This is a genomic window from Streptomyces sp. ML-6 (genome assembly GCF_030116705.1).
In the GTDB taxonomy this organism is placed as follows: Bacteria; Actinomycetota; Actinomycetes; order Streptomycetales; family Streptomycetaceae; genus Streptomyces.
This window is the reverse complement of record NZ_JAOTIK010000001.1, coordinates 1,045,648-1,065,781: the sequence shown is the minus strand read 5'-3', so window position 1 is coordinate 1,065,781 and position 20,134 is coordinate 1,045,648. Positions and strand designations below refer to the sequence as shown.

Genomic DNA, 20,134 nt, shown 5'->3' with positions numbered 1-20,134 from the left:
GTGTGTTTATCCCTTGATTCCGGACGCGGTGACGCCCTCGGTGAAGTAGCGCTGGCCCACCAGGTAGGCGGCGAAGATGGGCACGAACGCGATGACGGAGCCGGAGAGCACCACGTTGAGGGGCACGTTCTGCTGCTGGAGCGAGGCGATGCCGACGGTGAGGGTGCGCATGTCGGTGGACTGGCCGATGACCAGCGGCCACAGGAAGTCGTTCCAGTGCCACAGGAAGACGAAGACGCCCAGGGTGGCCAGGATCGGCTTCAGCAGGGGCAGCACGATGCGGTGGAAGACCTGCCATTCGCTGCAGCCGTCGAGGCGGGCCGCCTCGAACAGTTCGTCGGGCAGGCCCTGGATGAACTGCCGCATCAGGAAGACCGCCTGGGCGTTGGCCAGGGTCGGCACGATCAGGCCCCAGTAGGTGTCCACGCCGCCCAGCTTCGCGATCATCGCGAACGTCGGGATCATCGTGACGTGGTACGGGACCATCACCATCGACAGGAACGACCAGAACATCGCCTCCCGGCCCGGGAAGCGCTTCTTGGCGAAGGCGTACCCGGCCAGCGAGGCCAGCAGCAGCACCCCGACCACCGAGACGACCGAGTAGACCAGCGTGTTGACCAGCCAGCGCGGCACGTCCTGGGCGTTCATGACGGTGTCGTAGGCCTCGCCGGCCAGCGGCCACGGCAGCAGACTGCCGGGGAACTCGACCGCCGCGGACGGCTTCAGCGACAGCACGACCATCGCGTAGAACGGGAAAACCGTCACGAGCGCCGCCACACCCAGCAGCACGGCGCGCCCGATCCGGCCGGCCCGGGTGGGACGCATCCCGTACGGGACGGTGTCCCGCTCGGAGAGCTTGCGCAGCCTGCGTTCGGCCCGCCGCTCGGCCCGGTCAAAAGCGGGGGTCTTCGCCGCGGGCGGGGTTGTGGTGCCGGGCGGGGGCGGGGTCTCGGCCCGGCCGGAAACGGGGGTGGGGGTGGGGGTCATGGTCACTGGTCCTTCCCGATCACGAGCCGCTGGATCACCGCGACCACCACGGTCAGCGCGAAGAGCGCGACGCCGATGGCGGAGGCGTAACCCAGGTCGAAGTACTTGAAGCCCGCGTCGTAGAGCTGGAAGACGAGCGTGTAGCTGGCGTTGGCGGGGCCGCCGCCGGTCATCGTGTAGACGGCGTCGAAGACCTGGAAGGAGGCCGTCGTCTCGATCACGGCGAGGAAGAACAGGGCGGGCTTGAGCTGCGGCAGCACGATGTGCCGGAACCGCTGCCAGGCACCGGCGCCGTCGGTCAGCGCCGCCTCCTCCAGCTCCCGCGGGATGTCCTGCATCCGGGCCAGCAGGATCAGCATCCCGTACCCGAAGCGCGACCAGACCCCGACCAGCGCGAGCGCGGGCAGCACCAGCACGTCGTCGGACAGCCAGGAACCCTCCGGCAGCCCGAACCAGCCCATCACGGTCGACCACGGCCCACCGGTGGAGAAGATCCAGACGAACACGGTGGCGGCCAGCACCAGCGAGGTGACCACCGGCAGGAAGAACACCGACCGGAAGAACCTGGCCCCCCGGAACGCGCGGCGGGTGATCAGCGCCAGCGACACCGAGGCGATCAGCGTGCCCGGCACCGCGAGCACGGTGTAGAGCACCGTGACCCTCAGCGCCTGCCAGAACAGCGGGTCGTCCCACAGACGGGTGAAGTTGTCCAGCCCGACGAAACTCCCCCCGCCCGTGAGCGTGTAGTCGGTGAAGCTCATCAGCACCCCGGCGATACCCGGACCGAACCGGAACGCCAGGAACAGCAGAAAACACGGCAGGACGAAGAGCAGGCCGATCCGGGCCTCGCGGCGCGCCTGCGGCCCGCTGCGACGGCCCCGGCGGGTGGGTTCCGCGACCACTGCCACGGCGATCTCCTTGCGGTACGGGGGAATTGCGGGGGATCGGGGACCAGGGTCTTTCGTTTGAACCGGCGTGATCCAAACGAGAGGCCCTGGGGCCCCCGGGGAGGGAACGGTGCCCGGGTCGGGGTGCGGCCGGACCCGGGCACCGCGCCCGGTCAGCGGCCGAGCATTGCCTGCGCGGCCTTCTGCGCGGCGTCCAGCGCCTCCTGCGGGCTCTTCTTGCCCAGCAGTGCCGCCTGGATCTCCGGCGCGAGCACGCCCTGGACCTCACGGGCCTTGTCCTGGAGCGGGCCCACGGTCATGCTCGGCAGCGTGGCGCCGACCGCGGTCTGCAGCGCGTCGCCGGGGTAGAGGTCGCCGCCGGACTTGCGGGCCGGGAAGTAGCCCGCGCCCTTCTGGAGGCCGGCCGCGTTCTTCGACTCGGCGACGAAGTTCAGCCAGTCGCCGGTGTTCTTCTTGTCGGCGCCCTTGAGCATGGACAGCGCGCCGACGGTGCCGTAGCCGACCGACTTGACGTCCTTCAGCGGCGGCTGGACGACGATGTTCTCCTTGCCCCAGAACGGCTCGACGTCCGCCGGGGTGTTCTGCCAGGTGCAGGCCACCTTCCCCTTGGCGGTCGGGGTCTGCTCCAGCTTCGGCGTGGTGGTGACCAGGTCCTTGTCGGTGTAGCCGCCGTCGACGAGCTTCTTCAGGTACGTCAGCGCCTTCACACCGGCCGCGTCGTTGAAGGTGACCTGCTTGCCGTCCTCGGAGAAGACGTCCCCGCCGGCCTGCCACAGCAGCGGGTAGAAGGTCATGTTCAGCGTCTGCTGGGTGTCACCGCTGTAACTGGTGGCGTAGTAGCCCTTCTTCTTCAGCTTCGGCGCCAGCGCCTCCAGCTCCGCCCAGCTCGTCGGGTAGCCCTTCTCCCCGATCGCCTCGAACACCCGCTTGTCACAGATCAGCGGGTTGGCGCTGGTCAGGACGGGAGTGCCGAGCGCCTTGCCGTCGTACATCACGGACTTCAGGGCGAAGTCGGTGTAGTCCGACTTGGCCTCGGACGGCATGTAATCGTCGGCCGGAACGATGCTCCTGGCGTACTTCGGCAGCTGGTCGGGGATCAGGTAGACCGCGTCCGGGCCCTTGCCGGAGGCGATCGCGGTGGCCAGCGCGGTGTCGCGGTTGGCCCACGGGAAGGTCTCCACCTTCACCTTGACGCCCGCGTGCTCCTTCTCGAACGCCTTCACCAGGCCGTCCCAGTACGCCTTGTTCTTGGCCTCGTCGAAGATGACCGGGTAGGTCCACATGGTGACGGTGTTGTCGTCGCTGCCGCTGCCGGAACAGCCGGCCAGCACACCGACGGCGAGCGCGGTGGCCAGCGCGGGGGCGGCGACGGCGCGGACTCTGGAACGGCGGGTGAGGAGACGGGACATGAGCTGGTCCTCCGAGGACGTGAGGGTGGGGCGGGGAAGAGGGGGAGTCACCGGGCCGGAACCGTCTGGACGGTGCCGGTGTGCCGGGCACGTTCGGCGGCGAACGCCGCCAGATGGCTGCCGAGCGAGGTGGCGGGACCGGAGCGGACCGCCCCGGCGTCACCGGTGGCGACGGCGGTGACGAACGCGTCGACGAGCCCGGCGTCCCCGCCGCCGTGCCCGTCGGCCGCGTTCGAACCGGACGCGCCGAGTTCGTGGACGGTGGACTCACCGGTCCGGAAGTCCTGCACCGTGACCCGTTCGCCGTCGCCGATCAGCCAGCCGTGCGAGCCGAAGATCCGGGTCTGCCGGTGGGTCTGCTCGGTGAACGCCACCATCTGGAAGGTCGCGGTCACCCCGCCCGTCAGCTGCATGGCGAGGACCTGGTGGTCGACCACGTCGTTGTCGCTCCGGTACGCGCAGACGCCGTACGGGCCCTCGCGCAGCGCCTGCACGAGACCGGCCTCGTCGGTCGCCTCGGTGACGTGGGTGACCGGCCAGACCGCGCCCTTCTCGCGCAGTGTCGGCATGTACAGCTTCAGCGCGCTGTACGGGCAGCCGTCCTCGACCGCGCAGTCGAGGCAGCGCCCGGCGGACCCGGCCGGTGCGTTCTCCGGCCGGAAGTGCTTCAGTCCGCCGAAGCTGGAGACCTGCTCGATCCGGCCGCCCATGACGTACGTGATCCAGTCCAGGTCGTGGCAGGACTTGGCGAGCAGCATCGGGGAGGAGTCCTTCTCGCTGCGCCACGGCCCGCGCACGTAGCTGTGCGCGTAGTGCCACCAGCCGACCGGCTCCAGATGGTCGAGGGAGACCAGCTGGCCGAGCACGCCGGAGTCCACGACCTCCTTCACCAGGTCGGTGTACGGGGTGTACCGCATGACGTGGCACACCGCGAACAGGACTCCGGAGCGCTCCACGCCCTCGACGATCCGCCGGGTCTCCTCCTCGGTCGGGGCGAGGGGCTTCTCGGCGAGGATCGCGTAGCCGGCCTCGGCCAGGGCCAGCACCGGCTCCACGTGGAAGCGGTCCTGGGTGGCGACGACGACGGCGTCGGCGATGCGGTTCTCGACCAGCGGGCGCCAGTCGTCGAACTCGACGGGAGCGCCGGCGGCGGCCCGCGCCGCGGGGCGCGGGTCGGCGACGGCGACGAGCTCGGCGCGCTCGGGGTGCGCCTTGATCCACTCGGCGTACGTCAGACCGCGGTTGCCGGCGCCGACGAGTGCGACCCGTACGGGCCGGCCGGTGATCGGGGTATGCGTGGACACGGGAATCCCTGGTGCTCGATGGGGTGGTCAGATGCGCAGCGTGGCCGCGCTGTGGGAGACGCGCTCGCCCTCGTCCGGCAGCGCGGTGCGCTCGGTGCCGTCCTCGACGCAGCCGGTGTGCAGCAGGTGGCTGCTGCCGGTGAACGCCGCGGGCCGCAGTTCGAGCCGGCCGCCGGTGAAGGTGGAGCCGGTGGCCCGGTAGCGGTTGGGGCCCTCGGTGACCAGTACGTGGGCGGTGCCCTTGGGTGCGGTCGAGTCGAGGCCGGAGAGCTGCCAGTCGACGGTCCGTCCGGCACCGGTGCGCGACAGCAGGGCGCCGTCCTTGTTGGTGCCGTTCAGCCGCGTTCCGTCGACGCGCAGCCGCTGGTCCTTGTCGGAGGCCAGCTTGAGCCCGGTGTCGCGGAGTTCGCCGCCCAGCACGGTGATGTCGGTGTGCTTGAGCGAGACGGGGGCGGTGTCCTTCGAGCCGGTGAGCGTGCACTGGTCCAGGACGAGCGGCCCGGTGCCGTTGAACACCGCTCCGTCGACGCCCTTCAGGACGTTGCGCCGGAGGGCGAGCGGGGCGGTCACGTTGGCCTGGGTGATCTCCGCGCCGGCCGCGAACGCGAACGAGGAGTCGGCGATCACATTGGGGCGGGCGGACAGGTCCGAGGCCCGGGAGACGATCAGCGGTCCCGTGGCCGTGCAGCCGCGCATCTGCACGCCGTCGGCGTTGACCCAGAGCATGCCGGAGCCGGACAGGGACTTCTTGCCGATGACGAGGACGTCCTCCAGGGTCAGATCGGTGATCTTGACCCGGGCCACGAACCAGGAGCAGGCGTGCCGGCGGACGGTGATCCGCTTGGCCCGGCCGCCCCAGGCGGCGCCGGAGTTGGCGAAGGTCATCAGCCCGGAGTTGCCGGTGTAGACGAGGTCGTGCTCGAACTGGCCGTGCGTCACGAACGGGCCCTCGTCGTCGCCGTCGCCGTGGCAGTTGGTGACGTAGCAGTAGGCCGAGGCCGTGAAGTCGTTGAGGTGGCGGGCGTTGGAGGTGTGACAGTCCTCCACGTGCCCGTACAGGCAGTAGATCTGCTGGGTGAGGTAGCCCGCGCCGCCGTACGTGACCGACTTCGGGTTGGTCAGTGAGCACTGCTCGGTGCGGTAGTACGTGCACCAGCGGCGCATCACGACCGGCCAGAAGGTGCCGACGGCCTCGATCCCGGAGACGTCGCAGCGCACCGCGTACTCGTACGCGACCGGGTGCGAGCCGGACATCTCGTCCTCGCCCCAGCCCTCGAAGACCATGTTGCGGACGTGGGCGCGGTCGACGGGCTCGACGCGGGTCCAGGTGAGGGTGCGTCCGGCGGCCAGGTCCCAGCCGATCTTGTAGTTCACCCGGATGTGCGTTGCGTCGACGACATCGGTGACCTGGACGAGCCGCTGGATCTCCTTCTCGTACTTGCCCGCCAGGGCGTTGACCTCCACGGCCCACCACTGGCCCACGGAGAACTTCGACGAGTCACCGACCTCGAACAGGTCCGACAGGTCCGGCATCGCCGCACCCAGGGTGTGCTTGACGGTGGTGTCGGTGAGGGTGCCGCGGAAGGAGAGGACGGCGCCGAAGGGGTTGTCGTGGGTGTTCTTCTCGATGCCTTCGGTGCGTATGCGGTTGCCGCCGAAGTCGAGTTCGATGTGGGAGCGGTCGAAGAGGTGGCGTTTGGTGAACAGGAGGTCGGTGTGGGCTTCGATGCGGTGGACGCTCTTGTCGGCGATCATGGCGTCGAGTGCGGCGTCGGCGGGGGTCTTGGCGTCGAAGTGGCCGAAGGTGCGGAAGTCGAGGGTGCCGGTGTGGAGCTGGTGCCAGCGTCCGGTCTTCGCGTTCCTGGGTGCGATGACGGTGCCGTTGTTGTGGGCGGCGGTGGACGTGGGGTCCCAGCGCAGGGCCATGCCGCCGCCGTCGCCGGGGCGGGTGTGGCCGGCCAGGAGGATCTGGGTGCCGGCGGCGAGCGGTCCGGTTTTCAGCTCGCGCAGTTCGGCGACGGTGTCCAGGCGCAGCACGTCGCCTGCCCGGGCGGGCGCGGCCTGCGCGGTGCCGGAGGCCGCGGCCGTACCGGCGATGACCAGACCGGCCAGACCCGAAGCCCGCAACACGGCACGACGGGACGAAACGGAGGAGGAGGGGGGCGGAACGCTCATGCGGACTTCGCCTTCCGAGAAGTGCGACGAGTGAGGGAGCGTTCCTGCGGGGACTGCCCTGAGGCGGATGGCTGAAAAGGGTCCGGTCATGGAGTGTTCGCGGCGCGGTGGGCAGGCGTCGGAAGCGGACCGGATGGGGTAAATCGCCGGTGACGTGGGAGTGTCACCGGGGTTGGCAGGGAACCTACGACTGGTTGCGTCGTTTGGTCAAGAGCTGAATTCGTCGGAATGCGGTGTGGCGCTGTCGGATATGGCCTGTCCCGGCTCCTCGACCCAGCCGAGCGAGAGGCTGATCCGGCGGGCCGCGTCCCGCACCTGGCCGCCCAGTTCCTGGTAGCGCCAGGCCGGCAGGCCGAGCTTGAGGCCGGTGATCGAGACGGCCCCGGCGCACACCGCACGGTCGTCGAAGACCGGGGCGCCGATGCAGATGATCCCCTCGGCGTCCTCCTCGTCGTCCAGGGCGTAGCCGACCCGGGCGATGTCGCGCAGGTGCGAGAGGAAGGTCGCCGGGTCGGTGATCGTGCGGGAGGTGCGCCGGGGCAGCCCGAACCGCTCGACGACCGAGGCCGCCTCGCTCTGCGGCACGGCCGACAGCAGCGCCTTGCCCAGGCCGGTGCAGTGCGGCAGCTCGCGCTGGCCCATCCGCAGGTCCAGCCGGACCCGCTGGTCGAGTTCGACCTGGTCGACCACGACCGCGTGGCCGTCCTCGGGCACGGCGAGCCGGGAGGCCATGCCGGTGGTGCGGGTCAGCTCGGTCAGGACGGGGTGGGCCACCCCGCGCAGCGAGACCTGGGCGCGGGCCCGGTCGCCGAGCCTGGCCAGGTTCATGCCGAGCCGGTAGCGGCGGTTCATGCCCTCGCCGTCGTCCGAGACGAGGCCGTAGGCGCGCAGGGTCTGGAGCATGCCGAAGGCGGCGCTCTTGGAGATGGAGCAGGCCTGGCCGACCTCCGTGACGCTCAGACCGTTCCCCTGGGAGGGGGCGGCGAGCGCCTCGAGGATGTCCGCTGCCCTGGCCACGCTCTTGACCCAGTACTTCGGTTCTTCTGGGGCAGCACTGTTCGTCATAGCAGAACAGCCTAGTGCCTCCCGAGGGGGTGTGCGGCGGTTTCCCTGTGAAGAAAGCGCGGAAAAGGCCCTTCCGATGCCCCCGGAGGGGTTGACCACCCCAGGCGCCGCACGTAATATCCAGGCACTGTTCTGCTCTACAGAACAGCGTTCGAAGCAATAAAACGCATCACCCCGAACATCACGGATCACCCTCTTCCTGCGGCGACTGCCGGGCGGATGGCGCCAGGGACTCACGGGCCGGGCAGGGCCTGCGAAAACCGACGACTCTCGACGCAAGGAGCAAGCGATATGAGTTCAGGCCCGGTGGAGAACGGATCCGGAGCCCGACTCGCCGAACGCGCCCGCCTGGTCGTGCCCGGCGGAGTGAACAGCGGGCAGCGCAGCGTTCCCGGACTGACCGACCTGGTCGTCACCGGGACCGACGGGGCGCGGTTCCGCACCGCCGACGGACGCGAGTACACCGACTTCCATTCGGCCTTCGGCCCGCCGCTGCTCGGACACAACGACCCCGACGTGGCCCGCGCCACCGCCGAGGCCGGCGCCACCCTCGGTCACATGGGCGTCGGCGTCACCGAGGGCGAGATCCTCCTCGCCGAACAGCTCGCCGAGCTGATCCCGTCGATCGAGAAGGTGCTGCTCACCAGCACCGGCAGCGAGGCCACGTTCCACGCGCTGCGCGTCTCGCGCGCCGCCACCGGCCGCCGCCTGGTCGTCAAGTTCCAGGGCTGCTACCACGGCTGGCACGACGCGGTCAGCCTCAATGTCATCTCCGCGCCCGAGAAGGTCGGCGGCCACGACCCGATCTCGACCGGCATCCTGCCCGAGGTCCTCGAAGCCACCCTCGTCCTGCCGTTCAACGACAGCGAGGCCGTCCGCCGCGCCTTCGCCGAGCACGGCTCCGACATCGCCGCCGTCATCGTCGAACCCGTCCCGCACAACGTCGGAGCGCTCCTGCCGTACCAGGAGTTCCTCACCACGCTGCGCGAGGAGACCACGAAGGCCGGCAGCGTCCTGATCTTCGACGAGGTCATCACCGGCTTCCGGCACGACATCGGCGGCTGGCAGAAGATCTCCGGCGTCACCCCCGACCTCACCACCCTCGGCAAGGCCATCGCCAACGGCGCCCCCGTCGGCGCGATCGGCGGCCGTGCCGACCTGATGGACCTCTTCTCCACCCGCCCCGGCGCCCCCGCCTTCTTCGCCGGCACGTACAACGGCCACCCGTCCGTCGTCGCCGCGGCCCTCGCCACCCTGCGCAAGCTGCGCGAGGAACCCGTCCACGAGCACGTCTTCCGGCTCGGCGAGCGGGCCCGCACCGAGCTGACCGCCCTGTACGAGCGCCTCGGCGTCCCCGCCGTCGTCACCGGCTACGGCTCCGTCTTCGTCAGCTACTTCATGCCGGGCGAGGCCCCCCGCACCTACGCGGACCTGCTGAACAACGACGCCTCGCTGTTCGTCGGCTACCGCCGCAAGCTCCTGGAGCACGGCCTGTTCGAGCTGCCGCTCAACCTCAAGCGCAGCCACATCAGCTACGCCCACACCGACGCCGACGTGGACCGCCTCGTCGAGGGCACCGAGGCCGCGGTCAAGGCCGTGCTCGCCGACGGCGGCGCCCGCGACCTGGAGAACACCTCCACCATGGGCGGAGCGACCCGCTGATGCTCACAGTCAACCGCACCCGCCCCGCAGGCCCCGCGGGCCGGATCTCCCGGGTCGAGACCCTGATGCTCGGCACCTCCTGGCGCGACTTCGGCTACGTCCGGGTCCACACCGACGAGGGCCTGTCCGGCATCGGCGAGATCACCCACCCCTACCGCGTCGGCGAGGTCTGCGACCTGACCGAGGCGATCGCGCGACGCCACCTCATCGGCGCCGACCCCTTCGACGTCGAGGAGCTCTGGCTCCGCGTCTACCAGGGCGACTTCCTGCGCGGCGGCGACATGGGCGGCATCGCCCTGTCCGGCCTCGACCAGGCGATGTACGACCTGATGGGCAAGGCGCTCGGCGTCCCCGCCTACCGGCTGACCGGCGGCGCCTGCCGGGACGACGTACGTGTGTACGCCAACGGCTGGTACACCGGCGAACGCGAGCCCGAGACCTTCGCGGCCAAGGCCCGCGAGACCGTCGCCAAGGGCTTCACCGCTCTCAAGTTCGACCCTTTCGGCCCCGGACTGCACGAGCTGGAGCGCGCCGAACTGCGCCGCTCCGTCGACCTCGTGGCCGCCGTCCGCGAGGCCATCGGGCCGGACGTGGACCTCTTCATCGAGGGGCACGCCCGGTTCGCGATGCCGACCGCGGCCCGGCTGGTGCGCGAGCTGGAGCCGTTCGACATCGGCTGGTTCGAGGAGCCGATGCCCTGGACCCACATCGAGCGCTACGCGGAACTGCGCCAGCGCGCCGCGTTCCCGATCTCCGGCGGCGAGCACTTCCACAACCGCTACGAGTACAAGCAGCTCTTCGCCACCAACGCGGTCGACATCATCCAGCCCGACCTCTCCATGGCCGGCGGCTTCACCGAGGTCAGGAAGCTCGCCGCGATTGCCGACACCCACGGCATGCTCGTGGCCCCGCACAACTCCAACTCGCCGCTCTGCACCACCGTCTCGGTGCACGCGACGCTCGGCATCCCCAACTTCAAGATCCTGGAGACCTTCGACGGCCTCCTGGAGGACTACGTCTTCGACGCCCTCAAGGGCACCCTGCCGGTCGTCGACGGCCGCATCGGCCTGCCGACCGCACCCGGCCTCGGTGTCGAACTCGTCGACGAGGTCTTCGAGGAACACCCGCCCAGCCACCGCTTCTGGAACATGTTCGCGGACGGCTGGGAGAAGCGGAACCGGACATGATCGTCGACGTCCACTCCCACCTCTTCCGGCACAGCCACGACTTCACCGAACCGTTCGAGTCGGACTCCGCCCGCGCCCACGCGGGCGAGGTCGACCTCACGGTGAAGTGGGAGGAGTACGCCGCCACCGCCCCCGAGGGCACCCGCACGATCGTCGTCGGGGGCAAGGCACGGCGCAGCGGCCTCTGGGTCGACGACACCGCCGTCGCCTCGTACGTCGCGGCGCACCCCGACCGGCTCATCGGCTACCTCTCGCTCGACCCCACCCAGCCCGGCTGGCAGGACGAACTCCGGTACGGCCACCAGGAACTGGGCCTGCGCGGCATCAAACTGATGCCGATGTACGCGGGCTTCGACCCGGCCGCGGAGGAGTACGACGAGCTGTACGCGTACGCCGAACGGCACGGCCTCCCGCTCCTGGTGCACACCGGCACGACCTTCGTGTCGAGCGCGCCGCTGGAGTGGGCGATGCCCCGCCACCTGGACGCGGTCGCCATCCGCCACCCCGAACTGCGGATGGTCCTCGCCCACCTCGGCCACCCCTTCGAGGGCGAGTGCATCGCGGTCATCCGCAAGCACCCGCACGTGTACGCGGACATCAGCGCCCTGCACTACCGGCCCTTCCAGCTCTGGCACAGCCTGCGGCTGGTCCAGGACTACGGGGTCTTCGACAAGCTGATGTTCGGCAGCGACTACCCGTTCACGACGGTCGACGACTCGGTGAAGGGGCTGCGGGAGATCGCCCGCGTCCCCGGCATACCCGGGCTGCCGCCGCTCGACGTGGACAAGGTGGAGGAGATCATCCACCGGCCGTCGCTGGAACTGCTGGGCCTGGACGGCTGATCCCCCGTCCCCCGAACCTGTCGGCACGGCGCCGGGTCAATCCCCCTGCTCCCGGGCGCGGCCGACAGCCGGGCCGCCGCGCGACCCCAAGTGTCCCGGCGCGGCGGCCCGGACCTCCCCGGCGACCGGAACTCCTTTTCCCGGGCCCGTCCGGAGACCGGACCGGAACCCTCCCCCCGTACCTCTCCGCCTGGAGGAACCCCGCCATGACCGCAGCCCTCCCGCCGCGCGGAACCGAGCGCTTCGACCTGACCGGCCGCACCGCGGTCGTGACCGGTGCCGCCCGGGGCCTCGGCCGGGCCTTCGCCACCGGCCTCGCGGAGGCCGGCGCCGACCTGGTGCTCGTCGACCTGCCCGGTGCCGAGGGCATCGACGCGACCGCGGCGGCCGTGGAGGCGCTCGGCCGGCGCTGCCGCACCTACGGACAGGACCTCGCGGACATCGACGCGCTGCCGGACTTCGTCGACACCGTGCGCGCCGAGGCCGGACCGCTGCACATCCTGGTCAACAACGCGGGCACGGCCGCGCTGGAACGCTTCAACGAGATCACCCCCGCCAGCTGGTCGCACATCATGCGGGTCAACGTCGACGCCGTCTTCTTCCTCAGCCAGCGCGTCGCCGAGCACATGACGGCGGACTCCGTGCCGGGCCGCATCATCACCATCACCTCGAAGAACGCCCTGGTGGCCGAGGCCGGGCTGGCCCACTACAACGCCTCCAAGGCGGCCGCCCAGCTCCTCACCGAGACCCTGGCGGTCGAACTCGCCCCGCACGGCATCACCGCCAACACCCTCGCCCCCGGCATGGTCGAGACCCCCATCGACGGCGAGTTCCCCTTCGACCGGGAGGCCTTCGAGTCCGCGTACCGCGAGCGCATCCCGCTCGGCAGGTACGCCCGGCCCGACGAATGCGTGGGCGCCCTGCTGCTGCTCGCCTCGGACGCCGGGGCGTACCTCACCGGGGCCCGCATCGTCGTCGACGGGGGAGTGCTGGCCGACCAGATGCCGCGCATGCGCTTCATGCCGCCCTACCGCAACACGATCTGACCGCGGCCGACCGGCGGCCGGCCCCACCGAGCACGCATCGAGCCCGTACCGAGCATGCATCGAGCACGTATCGACACACGCATCGACAACGCGAGGAGCGCCTCCGCCATGTCCGTCCATGCCTCGTCCTCAGATTCCTCCTCCGTTTCGTCCCGTCGTGCCGTGCTGCGGGCTTCGGGTCTGGCCGGTCTGGTCATCGCCGGTACGGCCGCGGCCTCCGGCACCGCGCAGGCCGCGCCCGCCCGGGCAGGCGACGTACTGCGCCTGGACACCGTCGCCGAACTGCGCGAGCTGAACACCAAACCGCTCGCCGCCGGCACCCAGATCCTCCTGGCCGGCCACACCCGCCCCGGCGACGGCGGCGGCATGGCCCTGCGCTGGGACCCCACGTCCACCGCCGCCCACAACAACGGCACCGTCATCGCACCCAGGAACGCGAAGACCGGACGCTGGCACCAGCTCCACACCGGCACCCTCGACTTCCGCACCTTCGGCCACTTCGACGCCAAGACCCCCGCCGACGCCGCACTCGACGCCATGATCGCCGACAAGAGCGTCCACCGCATCGAAGCCCACACCGACCTCCTGTTCACCAAACGCCACCTCTTCGACCGCTCCCACATCGAACTCGACTTCGGCGGCAACCGCATACGCACCGAAGGCATCGAGAAGAACACCCACGACAACCCCTTCGGCGCCGTCCTCTCCTTCCGCGGCACCCTCACCGACACCACCGTCGAGCACGCGCTCCCCGCCAAGGTCATCGAGCTGACCGACACCTTCCCGGTCCCCGACGCCAAGGCGTTCGAGGTCGGCCAGTGGTGGGCCGTCCAGGTCGCCCCGGTCGAGGGCGGCGGGCGCGACGAGCGCGAACTGCAGAAGCTCGTCGAGATCACCGAGATCGTCGACGCCACGCACATCCGGATCGGCTACCTCAACGGCTGGGAACTCGCCGCCGGACGCACCCTCACCTGGACCCGCGTCGAACCGGTCCGCGACGCCCACGTCCGCAACATGGTCTTCGAGGGCGCCGGCCGCGACGAGTACACCGGCTCCCACCCGGTCTCCTATGAGTACGCGGTGGGCTGCGACGTCTCCGGCATCCACGCCACCGGCTCCTTCTGGCCGGTCATCATGCGCCGCTGGTGCACCCGCTTCCGCACCGAGGACTGCTCCCTGAAGAACCCGCCCACCGTCGAGTACGGCGGCGCGGGCTACCTCACCCAGCAGATCTACTGCCTGTACGGGCGGGTCGCGGACTGCACGACCAGCAACGTGCGCCACCTCAACGACCTCACCGCCTCCGCCTACTGCACCGTCGTCAACTGCCACGGCGACGGCGACGACGCGGGCGGCAACCCCTTCACCACCCACGGCCAGTACGAGCACGACCTGCTCTTCGACGGCAACTCCGGGCTGATGGACATCGCCAACTCCGGTGCGCAGTGGGGCATCTCCGCCAAGCGGATCACCGTACGACGGCACGTCTGCTCCTGGTTCACCGCCAACACCAAGATCACCGACCTGACCCTGGAGGACGTCACGGTGATCGCCCGCCCCACCTTCGACCAGGCGGGCACCCTCACCGTCAACGCCGACGGGGCCCAGGTGCGCGGCTGCACCGCGAAGACCTTCGCCGTCGCCCAGCGCTCCGCCCGCTCCGGCCGCCCCACCACCATCAGCGACTGCTCCTTCGAGCCGCCCGCCGGCGCCGTCCTCGTGCAGACCCCGGTCACCGCCCCCGTCCACTTCGTGCGCTGCACGTTCAAGGGCGTCGACGGCGCGATCCTGCGCGGCGCGGGGCCCGTCCACCTCACCGACTGCACCGTCATCGGCGCCGAGAACGCCGCGCCGCTCTCGGTCGGCTCGGCCGACCTGCGGATCGACGGCGGGCACTACGACAACACCGGCATCGAACTCAGCGCCGTGCGCGACCAGCGGATCACCCTCACCGGCGGGGTCCGTCTCACCGGCGGCAACAAGGCCAAGGCACTGCTCGGCCGGGCCGCCGGCTCCGGGAAGGTCACCTGGGACATCAACGGGATCGCCGGCGTCGCCTCCGGAGCGGACACCGCCCACATCCGCATAGCCGACGGCACCAACCACTACGCGGCGAGCGGCAGCCGTTTCACCGGCGGCACGCTCCACCTCGCCCCGGGCGCCCTGGCCTCGGCCCTGCACACCGGGTGCGTGGAGGACGGCACGAAGCGCACCGCGATGCCCGCGAACGGCCCGTCGGTGCGCACGGACGGGAACCTGATCCTGTGACCGCCGTCATCCGGACCGCCACCCCGGCCGACGACCCGGAGCTGGCCGGGCTGTGGCGGCTGTGCTTCGACGCCCCGCAGGTCACCGCCCTGCACGCCCTCGACCCGGACCGCCACCGGCACACCTTCGTCGCGCAGAACACCGCGGGCGACGGGATCGACGCGGTCGTCGTCTACGTGCCGAGGACGATCCGCGACGCGGACGGCGCCCCGCGGCGGGTCGGCGGCATCGGCAGCGTCGCCACCCGCCCCGAGGCCCGCGGGCGGGGGCTGGTGCGGCGGCTGCTGGTGGAGGCGGAGCGCACCATGCGGGCCGAGGGGTGCGCCTGGTCGCTGCTGTTCACCGGCACCCCCGGCGTCTACCGGGGCTCGGGCTGGCAGGAGTTCGACAGCGCGTACACCGAGGGGACGCTCACCGGCGGGACGCTCGCACCGCCGTCCGCCGCGGGGACAACCTTCCGCATTCGGCCGGCCACCGAGCGGGACACCGCGGGGGTGGCCGCGCTGCACCGTGCGTACAACGCGGACCGGCCGCTCAGTTCGCTGCGGAGCGCCGAGGACTGGGCGGTGCGCGTGCCCGCCTGGTACGGCCCGGCCGAGCGGTGGCTCGTGGCCGAGGACCCCGCGTCGGGGGCGCTCGCCGGCTGGATCGTGGCCCAGCACGTGGGGGAGTACGTCGAGGTGCGGGAGTTCGCGGGGACACCCGGGTCCCTGGGGGAACTGCTCGCAGCGGTCGGCGAACGGGGTCGGGCGGCGGGGCTGGAGCGGGCCCGGGTCCGGCTCCCCGACGAACCCGGGGTCCGGGCCGCGCTGCCGGCCCTGCTGAGGGACGCCCGGCGGGTGACGGAGCGGGTGGGCATGGCACGCCCGCTGCACGCCACCGCGGAATCCGTCCGGGCCGCGGTCACGGCGCCCGGCGCGGTGCACTGGTACGGCGACTGCTTCTGAGCGACGGCCGAGGGAAAGAGGCCCGGCGACGGGACGCGGGAACGCGGCGACGGCCGCGGCGGACACATCGTCCCGCCGCGGCCGTCGCCGCGTCATCGCCGGTCCGGCCCGGCCGTCACCGCTTGTCCGTCGGGTCCTCTTCGTCGTACGCCGAGGTTCCCGCGTCCAGCAGGGGCTCCTGGGTCTTGAGGTGCGCCGGGGCGAAGGCCCGCAGCACGTGGTAGCCGGTGATCACCACGATGGTGCCCAGGGCGATCCCGCTCAGCTCGAAGTTGTCGGTGATCTTCAGGCCGACGCCGCCGACGCCGATGATGATGCCCGCGGCGGCCGGGACCAGATTCAGCGGATTGCGCAGGTCCACCTTGGCGTGCAGCCAGATCTGGGCGCCGAGGAGGCCGATCATGCCGTAGAGGATGACGGTGATGCCGCCGAGCACCCCGCCGGGGACCGCGGCGACGACCGCGCCGAACTTGGGGCAGAGGCCGAAGAGCAGGGCGAAGCAGGCGGCGGCCCAGTACGCGGCGGTGGAGTAGACCCGGGTCGCGGCCATGACGCCGATGTTCTCCGAGTAGGTGGTGTTCGGCGGGCCGCCCACCGCGGTCGACAGCATCGACGCGGCGCCGTCGGCGGCGATCGCGGTGCCCAGCTTGTCGTCCAGCGAGGAGCCGGTCATCTCGCCCACGGCCTTCACGTGCCCGGCGTTCTCGGCGATCAGCGCGATGACCACCGGCAGCGCGACCAGGATCGCCGACCACTCGAAGCTCGGCGCGTGGAAGGACGGCAGCCCGATCCAGTCGGCCTTCGCGACGCCCGACAGGTCGAGCCGCCAGTGGTCCACGGCCTCGGCACCGCCCGCCGGGGAGTGGATCTTGCCGAAGACCTGGTCGAGGACCCAGGAGAGCACGTACCCGAAGACCAGGCCCAGGAAGATCGCGATGCGCGAGAAGAATCCGCGCAGGCACACTACGGCCAAACCGGTGAACAGCATCACCAGCAGCGCCGTCCACTGGTCCTGCGGCCAGTACGTCGAGGCGGTCACCGGCGCCAGGTTGAAGCCGATCAGCATGACGACCGCGCCGGTGACCACCGGCGGCATGGCCGCGTGGATGATCCGGGCACCGAACCGCTGCACCGCGAGACCGGCGAGGAGGAGCACCACACCGACGACGAACACCGCGCCGGTGACCACGGCGCTGCTGCCGCCGCTCGCCCGGATCGTCGCCGCGACCCCGACGAAGGAGAGCGAGCAGCCGAGGTAGCTGGGCACCCGGCCGCGGGTGGCCAGCAGGAAGACGGCCGTCGCGACACCCGACATCATGATCGCCAGGTTGGGGTCCAGACCCATCAGCACCGGCGCGACGAACGACGCGCCGAACATCGCGACCACGTGCTGGGCGCCGAGGCCGAACGTACGGGGCCAGGAGAGCCGTTCGTCCGGACGGACCACGGCCCCCGGCGCGGGGGTCTTCCCGTCGCCGTGCAGGGTCCAGCGCACGCCGAGGTCCATGGTCGCTCCCTGGGGGTAGATACGGAGCCCACCGCCCCGATGGGCGTGGCGCTTCCGCCGAAATGATCAGCGCCATGGTAATGCCGGATCGTGGGGTCCTCTCGGCCGGGCCGCAGGTAGGGAGCCTGCCGGCCCCTGCCCGGCCGATACGGCCCCTCGCCCGGGGCGCGGCCCGGCCCCGGCTCAGGGGCTCGCCCTCCGGCTCAGCGGCCCGGTCTCCGGCTCAGAGCTCCGGCCTCCGACTCACGGGCGCGGCTCGGTCGGTGCCGCCTTCGTCGCGCCCGCGTCCGGGGACGGCGTGGGCCGGCGGTCGCCCGCCCGCAGCACCCCGGCCCCCAGCACCAGGCCGAACGCCAGCACCGTCACCAGGCCGAAGGAGACGACCAGCGAGGTCGCCTCGGCCAGCGAGCCGATCGCGGAGGGGGCGATGAGCCCGGAGGTGTACGTGATCGTGGCGACGCCCGCGATCGCCTGGCTCGGGTTCGGGCCGCTGCGCCCCGCCGCCGCGAAGGCGAGCGGGACGACCACGGCGACCCCGAGGCCGAGGAGCCCGAAGCCGCACAGGGCGAGCACCGTGCTCGGCGCGGTGACCACGAGCACGCCGCCCGCCGTCGCGAGGACCCCGCCGACCCGCACGGTGCGCACCGCGCCGAAGCGGTCGACGACCTTGTCGCCGGCGATCCGGGCGACCGCCATGGTCAGCGCGAACGCCGTGGTGGAGGCCGCGGCGAGTCCGGCGGAGGTGTCCATCACGTCCCGGAGGTAGACCGCCGACCAGTCCAGGCTGGCCCCCTCGGCGAACACCGCGCAGAAGCCCACCGCGCCGATGATCAGCGCCGACTTCGGCGGCAGGCTGAAGCGCGGCGGCGGCTCCTCGTCCGGCTCGCCGCGCAGGTCGAGCACGCCCCGGCAGGCCAGCAGGCCGAGCGCGGTGAGCACCAGGGCGGCCAGGGCGTGGTGCAGCCGGGCGTCGGTGCCCAGGTGCGCGGCCAGGGTGCCCGCCGCCGAGCCGATCAGGGCGCCCACGCTCCACATCCCGTGCAGCCCCGACATGATCGACTTGTCGAGGCGGGTCTCCACCTCGACGCCGAGGGCGTTCATCGCCACGTCCGACATGCCGGCCGTCGCCCCGTAGACGAAGAGGGCCGCGCACAGCGTCAGCAGACCGGGCGCCAGCGCGGGCAGGACCAGCGCCAGCGTCCAGAGGGCGAGCAGCCCGCGCAGCGCGGTCCGGGCGCCGAAGCGGTGGCTCACCGCGCCGGCCAGCGGCATCGCGAGCGAGGCGCCGATCGCCGGGAAGGCCAGGGCCAGGCCGAGCTGTCCGGCGCTGACCCCGGCGTGGTCCTGGATCCAGGGAACCCGGGTGGCGAAGCTGCCGGTCACCGCGCCGTGGACGGTGAAGACCGCGGCGATGGCGAACCTGGCCCGCCTCACCTGCTCCGTACCGAAGACCGTCTCGGTGGAATCCGTTGTCATGCCGCCGTGCCCTCCCCTGGGATTCTTCCGCCGTCGGTGGTCCGGCGCGCGTTGTCGACAGTGCGGGTCGTAAACTATCAGGAACCCTGCCTGATAAATAGCCCGCCCGTGCGTCCGGTCCGGCGGAGATCTGGAAGGATCCCGGCATGCCCGCATCACCGAGCACCGCCCGAGCCATCAACGACCGGCTCGCCCTGCGACTGCTCCAGCAGGAGGGCCCGCTGACGGCCACCCAGCTGAAGAACCTGACCGGCCTGTCCCGGCCGACCGTCGCCGACCTCGTCGAACGGCTCAGGGAGGCCGGACTGGTCGAGGTGGTCGGAGAGTCCGGCGCCGAGCGGCGCGGCCCCAACGCCCGGTTGTACGGGATCGTCGCCGACCGCGCCCACCTCGCCGCCCTCGACGTGCGCACCGGCGGCGTCGCCATGGTCGTCGCCGACCTGCTGGGCAACACGCTCGCCGAGGCCACCCTGCCGGTGGAGGGCGGCATGGACACCGACACCGCCGCGGAACAGGCCGCCGCCCTGCTGGAGCGCATCGCGCGCGAGGCCGGCCCCGCCCCCCTGCACAGCGTCGGCATCGGTGCACCCGGACTGATCGACCCGGTCACCGGCGACCTGCGCGACACCACCGGCCTGCCGGCCTGGCACCGGCGACTGGTGCGGGTGCTCCAGGAGCGGCTGCCCGCGACCGTGCTGGTCGAGAACGAGACCAATCTCGCCGCCGTGGCCGAGCACCGCAGCGGCGCGGCCCGCGACCGTGACACCTTCGTGCTCTTCTGGCTCGGCCACGGCATCGGCGCCGCCGTCATGCTGGACGGCGCGCTCCGCCGCGGGGCCTCCGGCGGCGCGGGCGAGATCGGCTTCCTGCCGCTGCCCGGCGTGGTGGGCGTCCCCTCGGCGCTCAACTGCGACGGCGGCTTCCACTCGCTGGTCGGCTCCGCCCCGGTCTGCGAACTGGCCGCCGCCCACGGCATCGTCGTGCCCCCGGGCCCGGCCGGGGGCGAGAAGGAACCGGGCGCGGCCTCGGCCGTGCGGGCCGCCCTGGCGGGGGAGGGCAGGCACGAGGCGTTCCTGGACGTCCTGGCCGAACGCCTCGCGCTGGGTGCCGCCGCCGTCGCCGCGGTCCTCGACCCCGGCTGTGTGCTGCTCGCGGGCGAGGTCGGCCACGCGGGCGGCGACGCGCTCGCGGCCCGGGTCGAGGAGCGGCTGGCCACGATGTCCCCGCTGCGCACCGAGGTCAGGGCCGGCCGGCTGGGCGGCGGCGCGGTCCTGAGGGGCGCGCTGCTCGCCGCCCGGGAGGCGGCGCAGGACGAACTGTTCACCCCGACCGGCTGAACCGGCGGCTGAAC

The 20,134-nt window shown here is 71.7% G+C and carries 15 protein-coding genes; 7 read left to right on the top strand and 8 right to left on the bottom strand.

All coding sequences use genetic code 11. The features are described from left to right. Nucleotides 1-6: 6 nt before the first annotated feature. The 6 genes from OCT49_RS04610 to OCT49_RS04585 form a co-directional block, all read right to left on the bottom strand. The gene (locus OCT49_RS04610; RefSeq protein WP_283849943.1) at nucleotides 7-987 is read right to left on the bottom strand and encodes a carbohydrate ABC transporter permease; all 981 of its coding nucleotides are present in this window, start codon (nucleotides 985-987) and stop codon (nucleotides 7-9) included. Nucleotides 988-989: 2 nt separating this feature from the next. Beyond that, nucleotides 990-1,895 carry a carbohydrate ABC transporter permease gene (locus tag OCT49_RS04605; protein WP_283850620.1) on the bottom strand — a complete coding sequence of 302 codons (906 nt, stop codon included), beginning with the start codon at nucleotides 1,893-1,895 and terminating at the stop codon, nucleotides 990-992. A gap of 152 nt (nucleotides 1,896-2,047) precedes the next feature. Continuing rightward, complete coding sequence (locus OCT49_RS04600; protein ID WP_283850619.1) at nucleotides 2,048-3,304, bottom strand: extracellular solute-binding protein; 1,257 nt, start codon at nucleotides 3,302-3,304, stop codon at nucleotides 2,048-2,050. 47 nt (nucleotides 3,305-3,351) lie between these two features. Next, complete coding sequence (locus OCT49_RS04595) at nucleotides 3,352-4,608, bottom strand: Gfo/Idh/MocA family protein (RefSeq protein WP_283850618.1); 1,257 nt, start codon at nucleotides 4,606-4,608, stop codon at nucleotides 3,352-3,354. A 27-nt stretch (nucleotides 4,609-4,635) separates the two neighbouring features. After that, a complete protein-coding gene (locus OCT49_RS04590; RefSeq protein WP_283850617.1) occupies nucleotides 4,636-6,783 on the bottom strand; it encodes a putative phage tail protein in 2,148 nt (715 codons plus the stop codon). 207 nt (nucleotides 6,784-6,990) lie between these two features. Then, complete coding sequence (locus tag OCT49_RS04585; protein ID WP_283850616.1) at nucleotides 6,991-7,848, bottom strand: IclR family transcriptional regulator; 858 nt, start codon at nucleotides 7,846-7,848, stop codon at nucleotides 6,991-6,993. A 291-nt stretch (nucleotides 7,849-8,139) separates the two neighbouring features. On the opposite strand from OCT49_RS04585, the gene OCT49_RS04580 reads away from it, so the two are divergent. From OCT49_RS04580 to OCT49_RS04555, 6 genes are all read left to right on the top strand, one after another. Beyond that, nucleotides 8,140-9,510, top strand: coding sequence for an aspartate aminotransferase family protein (locus tag OCT49_RS04580; RefSeq protein ID WP_283850615.1), 1,371 nt, complete (start codon nucleotides 8,140-8,142; stop codon nucleotides 9,508-9,510). After that, a complete protein-coding gene (locus tag OCT49_RS04575; protein WP_283850614.1) occupies nucleotides 9,510-10,697 on the top strand; it encodes a mandelate racemase/muconate lactonizing enzyme family protein in 1,188 nt (395 codons plus the stop codon). Before OCT49_RS04580 ends, OCT49_RS04575 begins: the two co-directional genes overlap by 1 nt. Next, complete coding sequence (locus tag OCT49_RS04570; protein ID WP_148837571.1) at nucleotides 10,694-11,539, top strand: amidohydrolase family protein; 846 nt, start codon at nucleotides 10,694-10,696, stop codon at nucleotides 11,537-11,539. Before OCT49_RS04575 ends, OCT49_RS04570 begins: the two co-directional genes overlap by 4 nt. Nucleotides 11,540-11,745: 206 nt before the next feature. Next, complete coding sequence (locus OCT49_RS04565; RefSeq protein WP_283850613.1) at nucleotides 11,746-12,585, top strand: SDR family NAD(P)-dependent oxidoreductase; 840 nt, start codon at nucleotides 11,746-11,748, stop codon at nucleotides 12,583-12,585. 162 nt (nucleotides 12,586-12,747) lie between these two features. Then, complete coding sequence (locus tag OCT49_RS04560) at nucleotides 12,748-14,853, top strand: putative phage tail protein (protein WP_283850612.1); 2,106 nt, start codon at nucleotides 12,748-12,750, stop codon at nucleotides 14,851-14,853. Continuing rightward, entirely contained in the window at nucleotides 14,850-15,800 is a 951-nt protein-coding gene (locus OCT49_RS04555) for a GNAT family N-acetyltransferase (protein ID WP_283850611.1), read from the top strand. The genes OCT49_RS04560 and OCT49_RS04555 overlap by 4 nt, the downstream gene beginning before the upstream one ends. A gap of 115 nt (nucleotides 15,801-15,915) precedes the next feature. Here the strand turns inward: OCT49_RS04555 and OCT49_RS04550 are convergent, their stop codons facing one another. Further along, on the bottom strand, nucleotides 15,916-17,307 hold the full coding sequence (locus OCT49_RS04550; RefSeq protein ID WP_283850610.1) for a uracil-xanthine permease family protein: 1,392 nt from the start codon (nucleotides 17,305-17,307) through the stop codon (nucleotides 15,916-15,918). A 243-nt stretch (nucleotides 17,308-17,550) separates the two neighbouring features. Beyond that, on the bottom strand, nucleotides 17,551-18,783 hold the full coding sequence (locus OCT49_RS04545) for an MFS transporter (protein ID WP_283850609.1): 1,233 nt from the start codon (nucleotides 18,781-18,783) through the stop codon (nucleotides 17,551-17,553). A 146-nt stretch (nucleotides 18,784-18,929) separates the two neighbouring features. Between OCT49_RS04545 and OCT49_RS04540 the strand changes: the two genes are divergently transcribed. Then, entirely contained in the window at nucleotides 18,930-20,120 is a 1,191-nt protein-coding gene (locus OCT49_RS04540) for an ROK family transcriptional regulator (protein ID WP_283850608.1), read from the top strand. Nucleotides 20,121-20,134: the final 14 nt, after the last annotated feature.

Coding starts and splice junctions, on each gene's coding strand:
- OCT49_RS04610 (WP_283849943.1), bottom strand. CDS start 987: ATGACCCCCACCCCCACCCCCGTTTCCGGCCGGGCCGAGACCCCGCCC.
- OCT49_RS04600 (WP_283850619.1), bottom strand. CDS start 3,304: ATGTCCCGTCTCCTCACCCGCCGTTCCAGAGTCCGCGCCGTCGCCGCC.
- OCT49_RS04590 (WP_283850617.1), bottom strand. CDS start 6,783: ATGAGCGTTCCGCCCCCCTCCTCCTCCGTTTCGTCCCGTCGTGCCGTG.
- OCT49_RS04585 (WP_283850616.1), bottom strand. CDS start 7,848: ATGACGAACAGTGCTGCCCCAGAAGAACCGAAGTACTGGGTCAAGAGC.
- OCT49_RS04580 (WP_283850615.1), top strand. CDS start 8,140: ATGAGTTCAGGCCCGGTGGAGAACGGATCCGGAGCCCGACTCGCCGAA.
- OCT49_RS04575 (WP_283850614.1), top strand. CDS start 9,510: ATGCTCACAGTCAACCGCACCCGCCCCGCAGGCCCCGCGGGCCGGATC.
- OCT49_RS04570 (WP_148837571.1), top strand. CDS start 10,694: ATGATCGTCGACGTCCACTCCCACCTCTTCCGGCACAGCCACGACTTC.
- OCT49_RS04565 (WP_283850613.1), top strand. CDS start 11,746: ATGACCGCAGCCCTCCCGCCGCGCGGAACCGAGCGCTTCGACCTGACC.
- OCT49_RS04550 (WP_283850610.1), bottom strand. CDS start 17,307: ATGGACCTCGGCGTGCGCTGGACCCTGCACGGCGACGGGAAGACCCCC.
- OCT49_RS04545 (WP_283850609.1), bottom strand. CDS start 18,783: ATGACAACGGATTCCACCGAGACGGTCTTCGGTACGGAGCAGGTGAGG.
- OCT49_RS04540 (WP_283850608.1), top strand. CDS start 18,930: ATGCCCGCATCACCGAGCACCGCCCGAGCCATCAACGACCGGCTCGCC.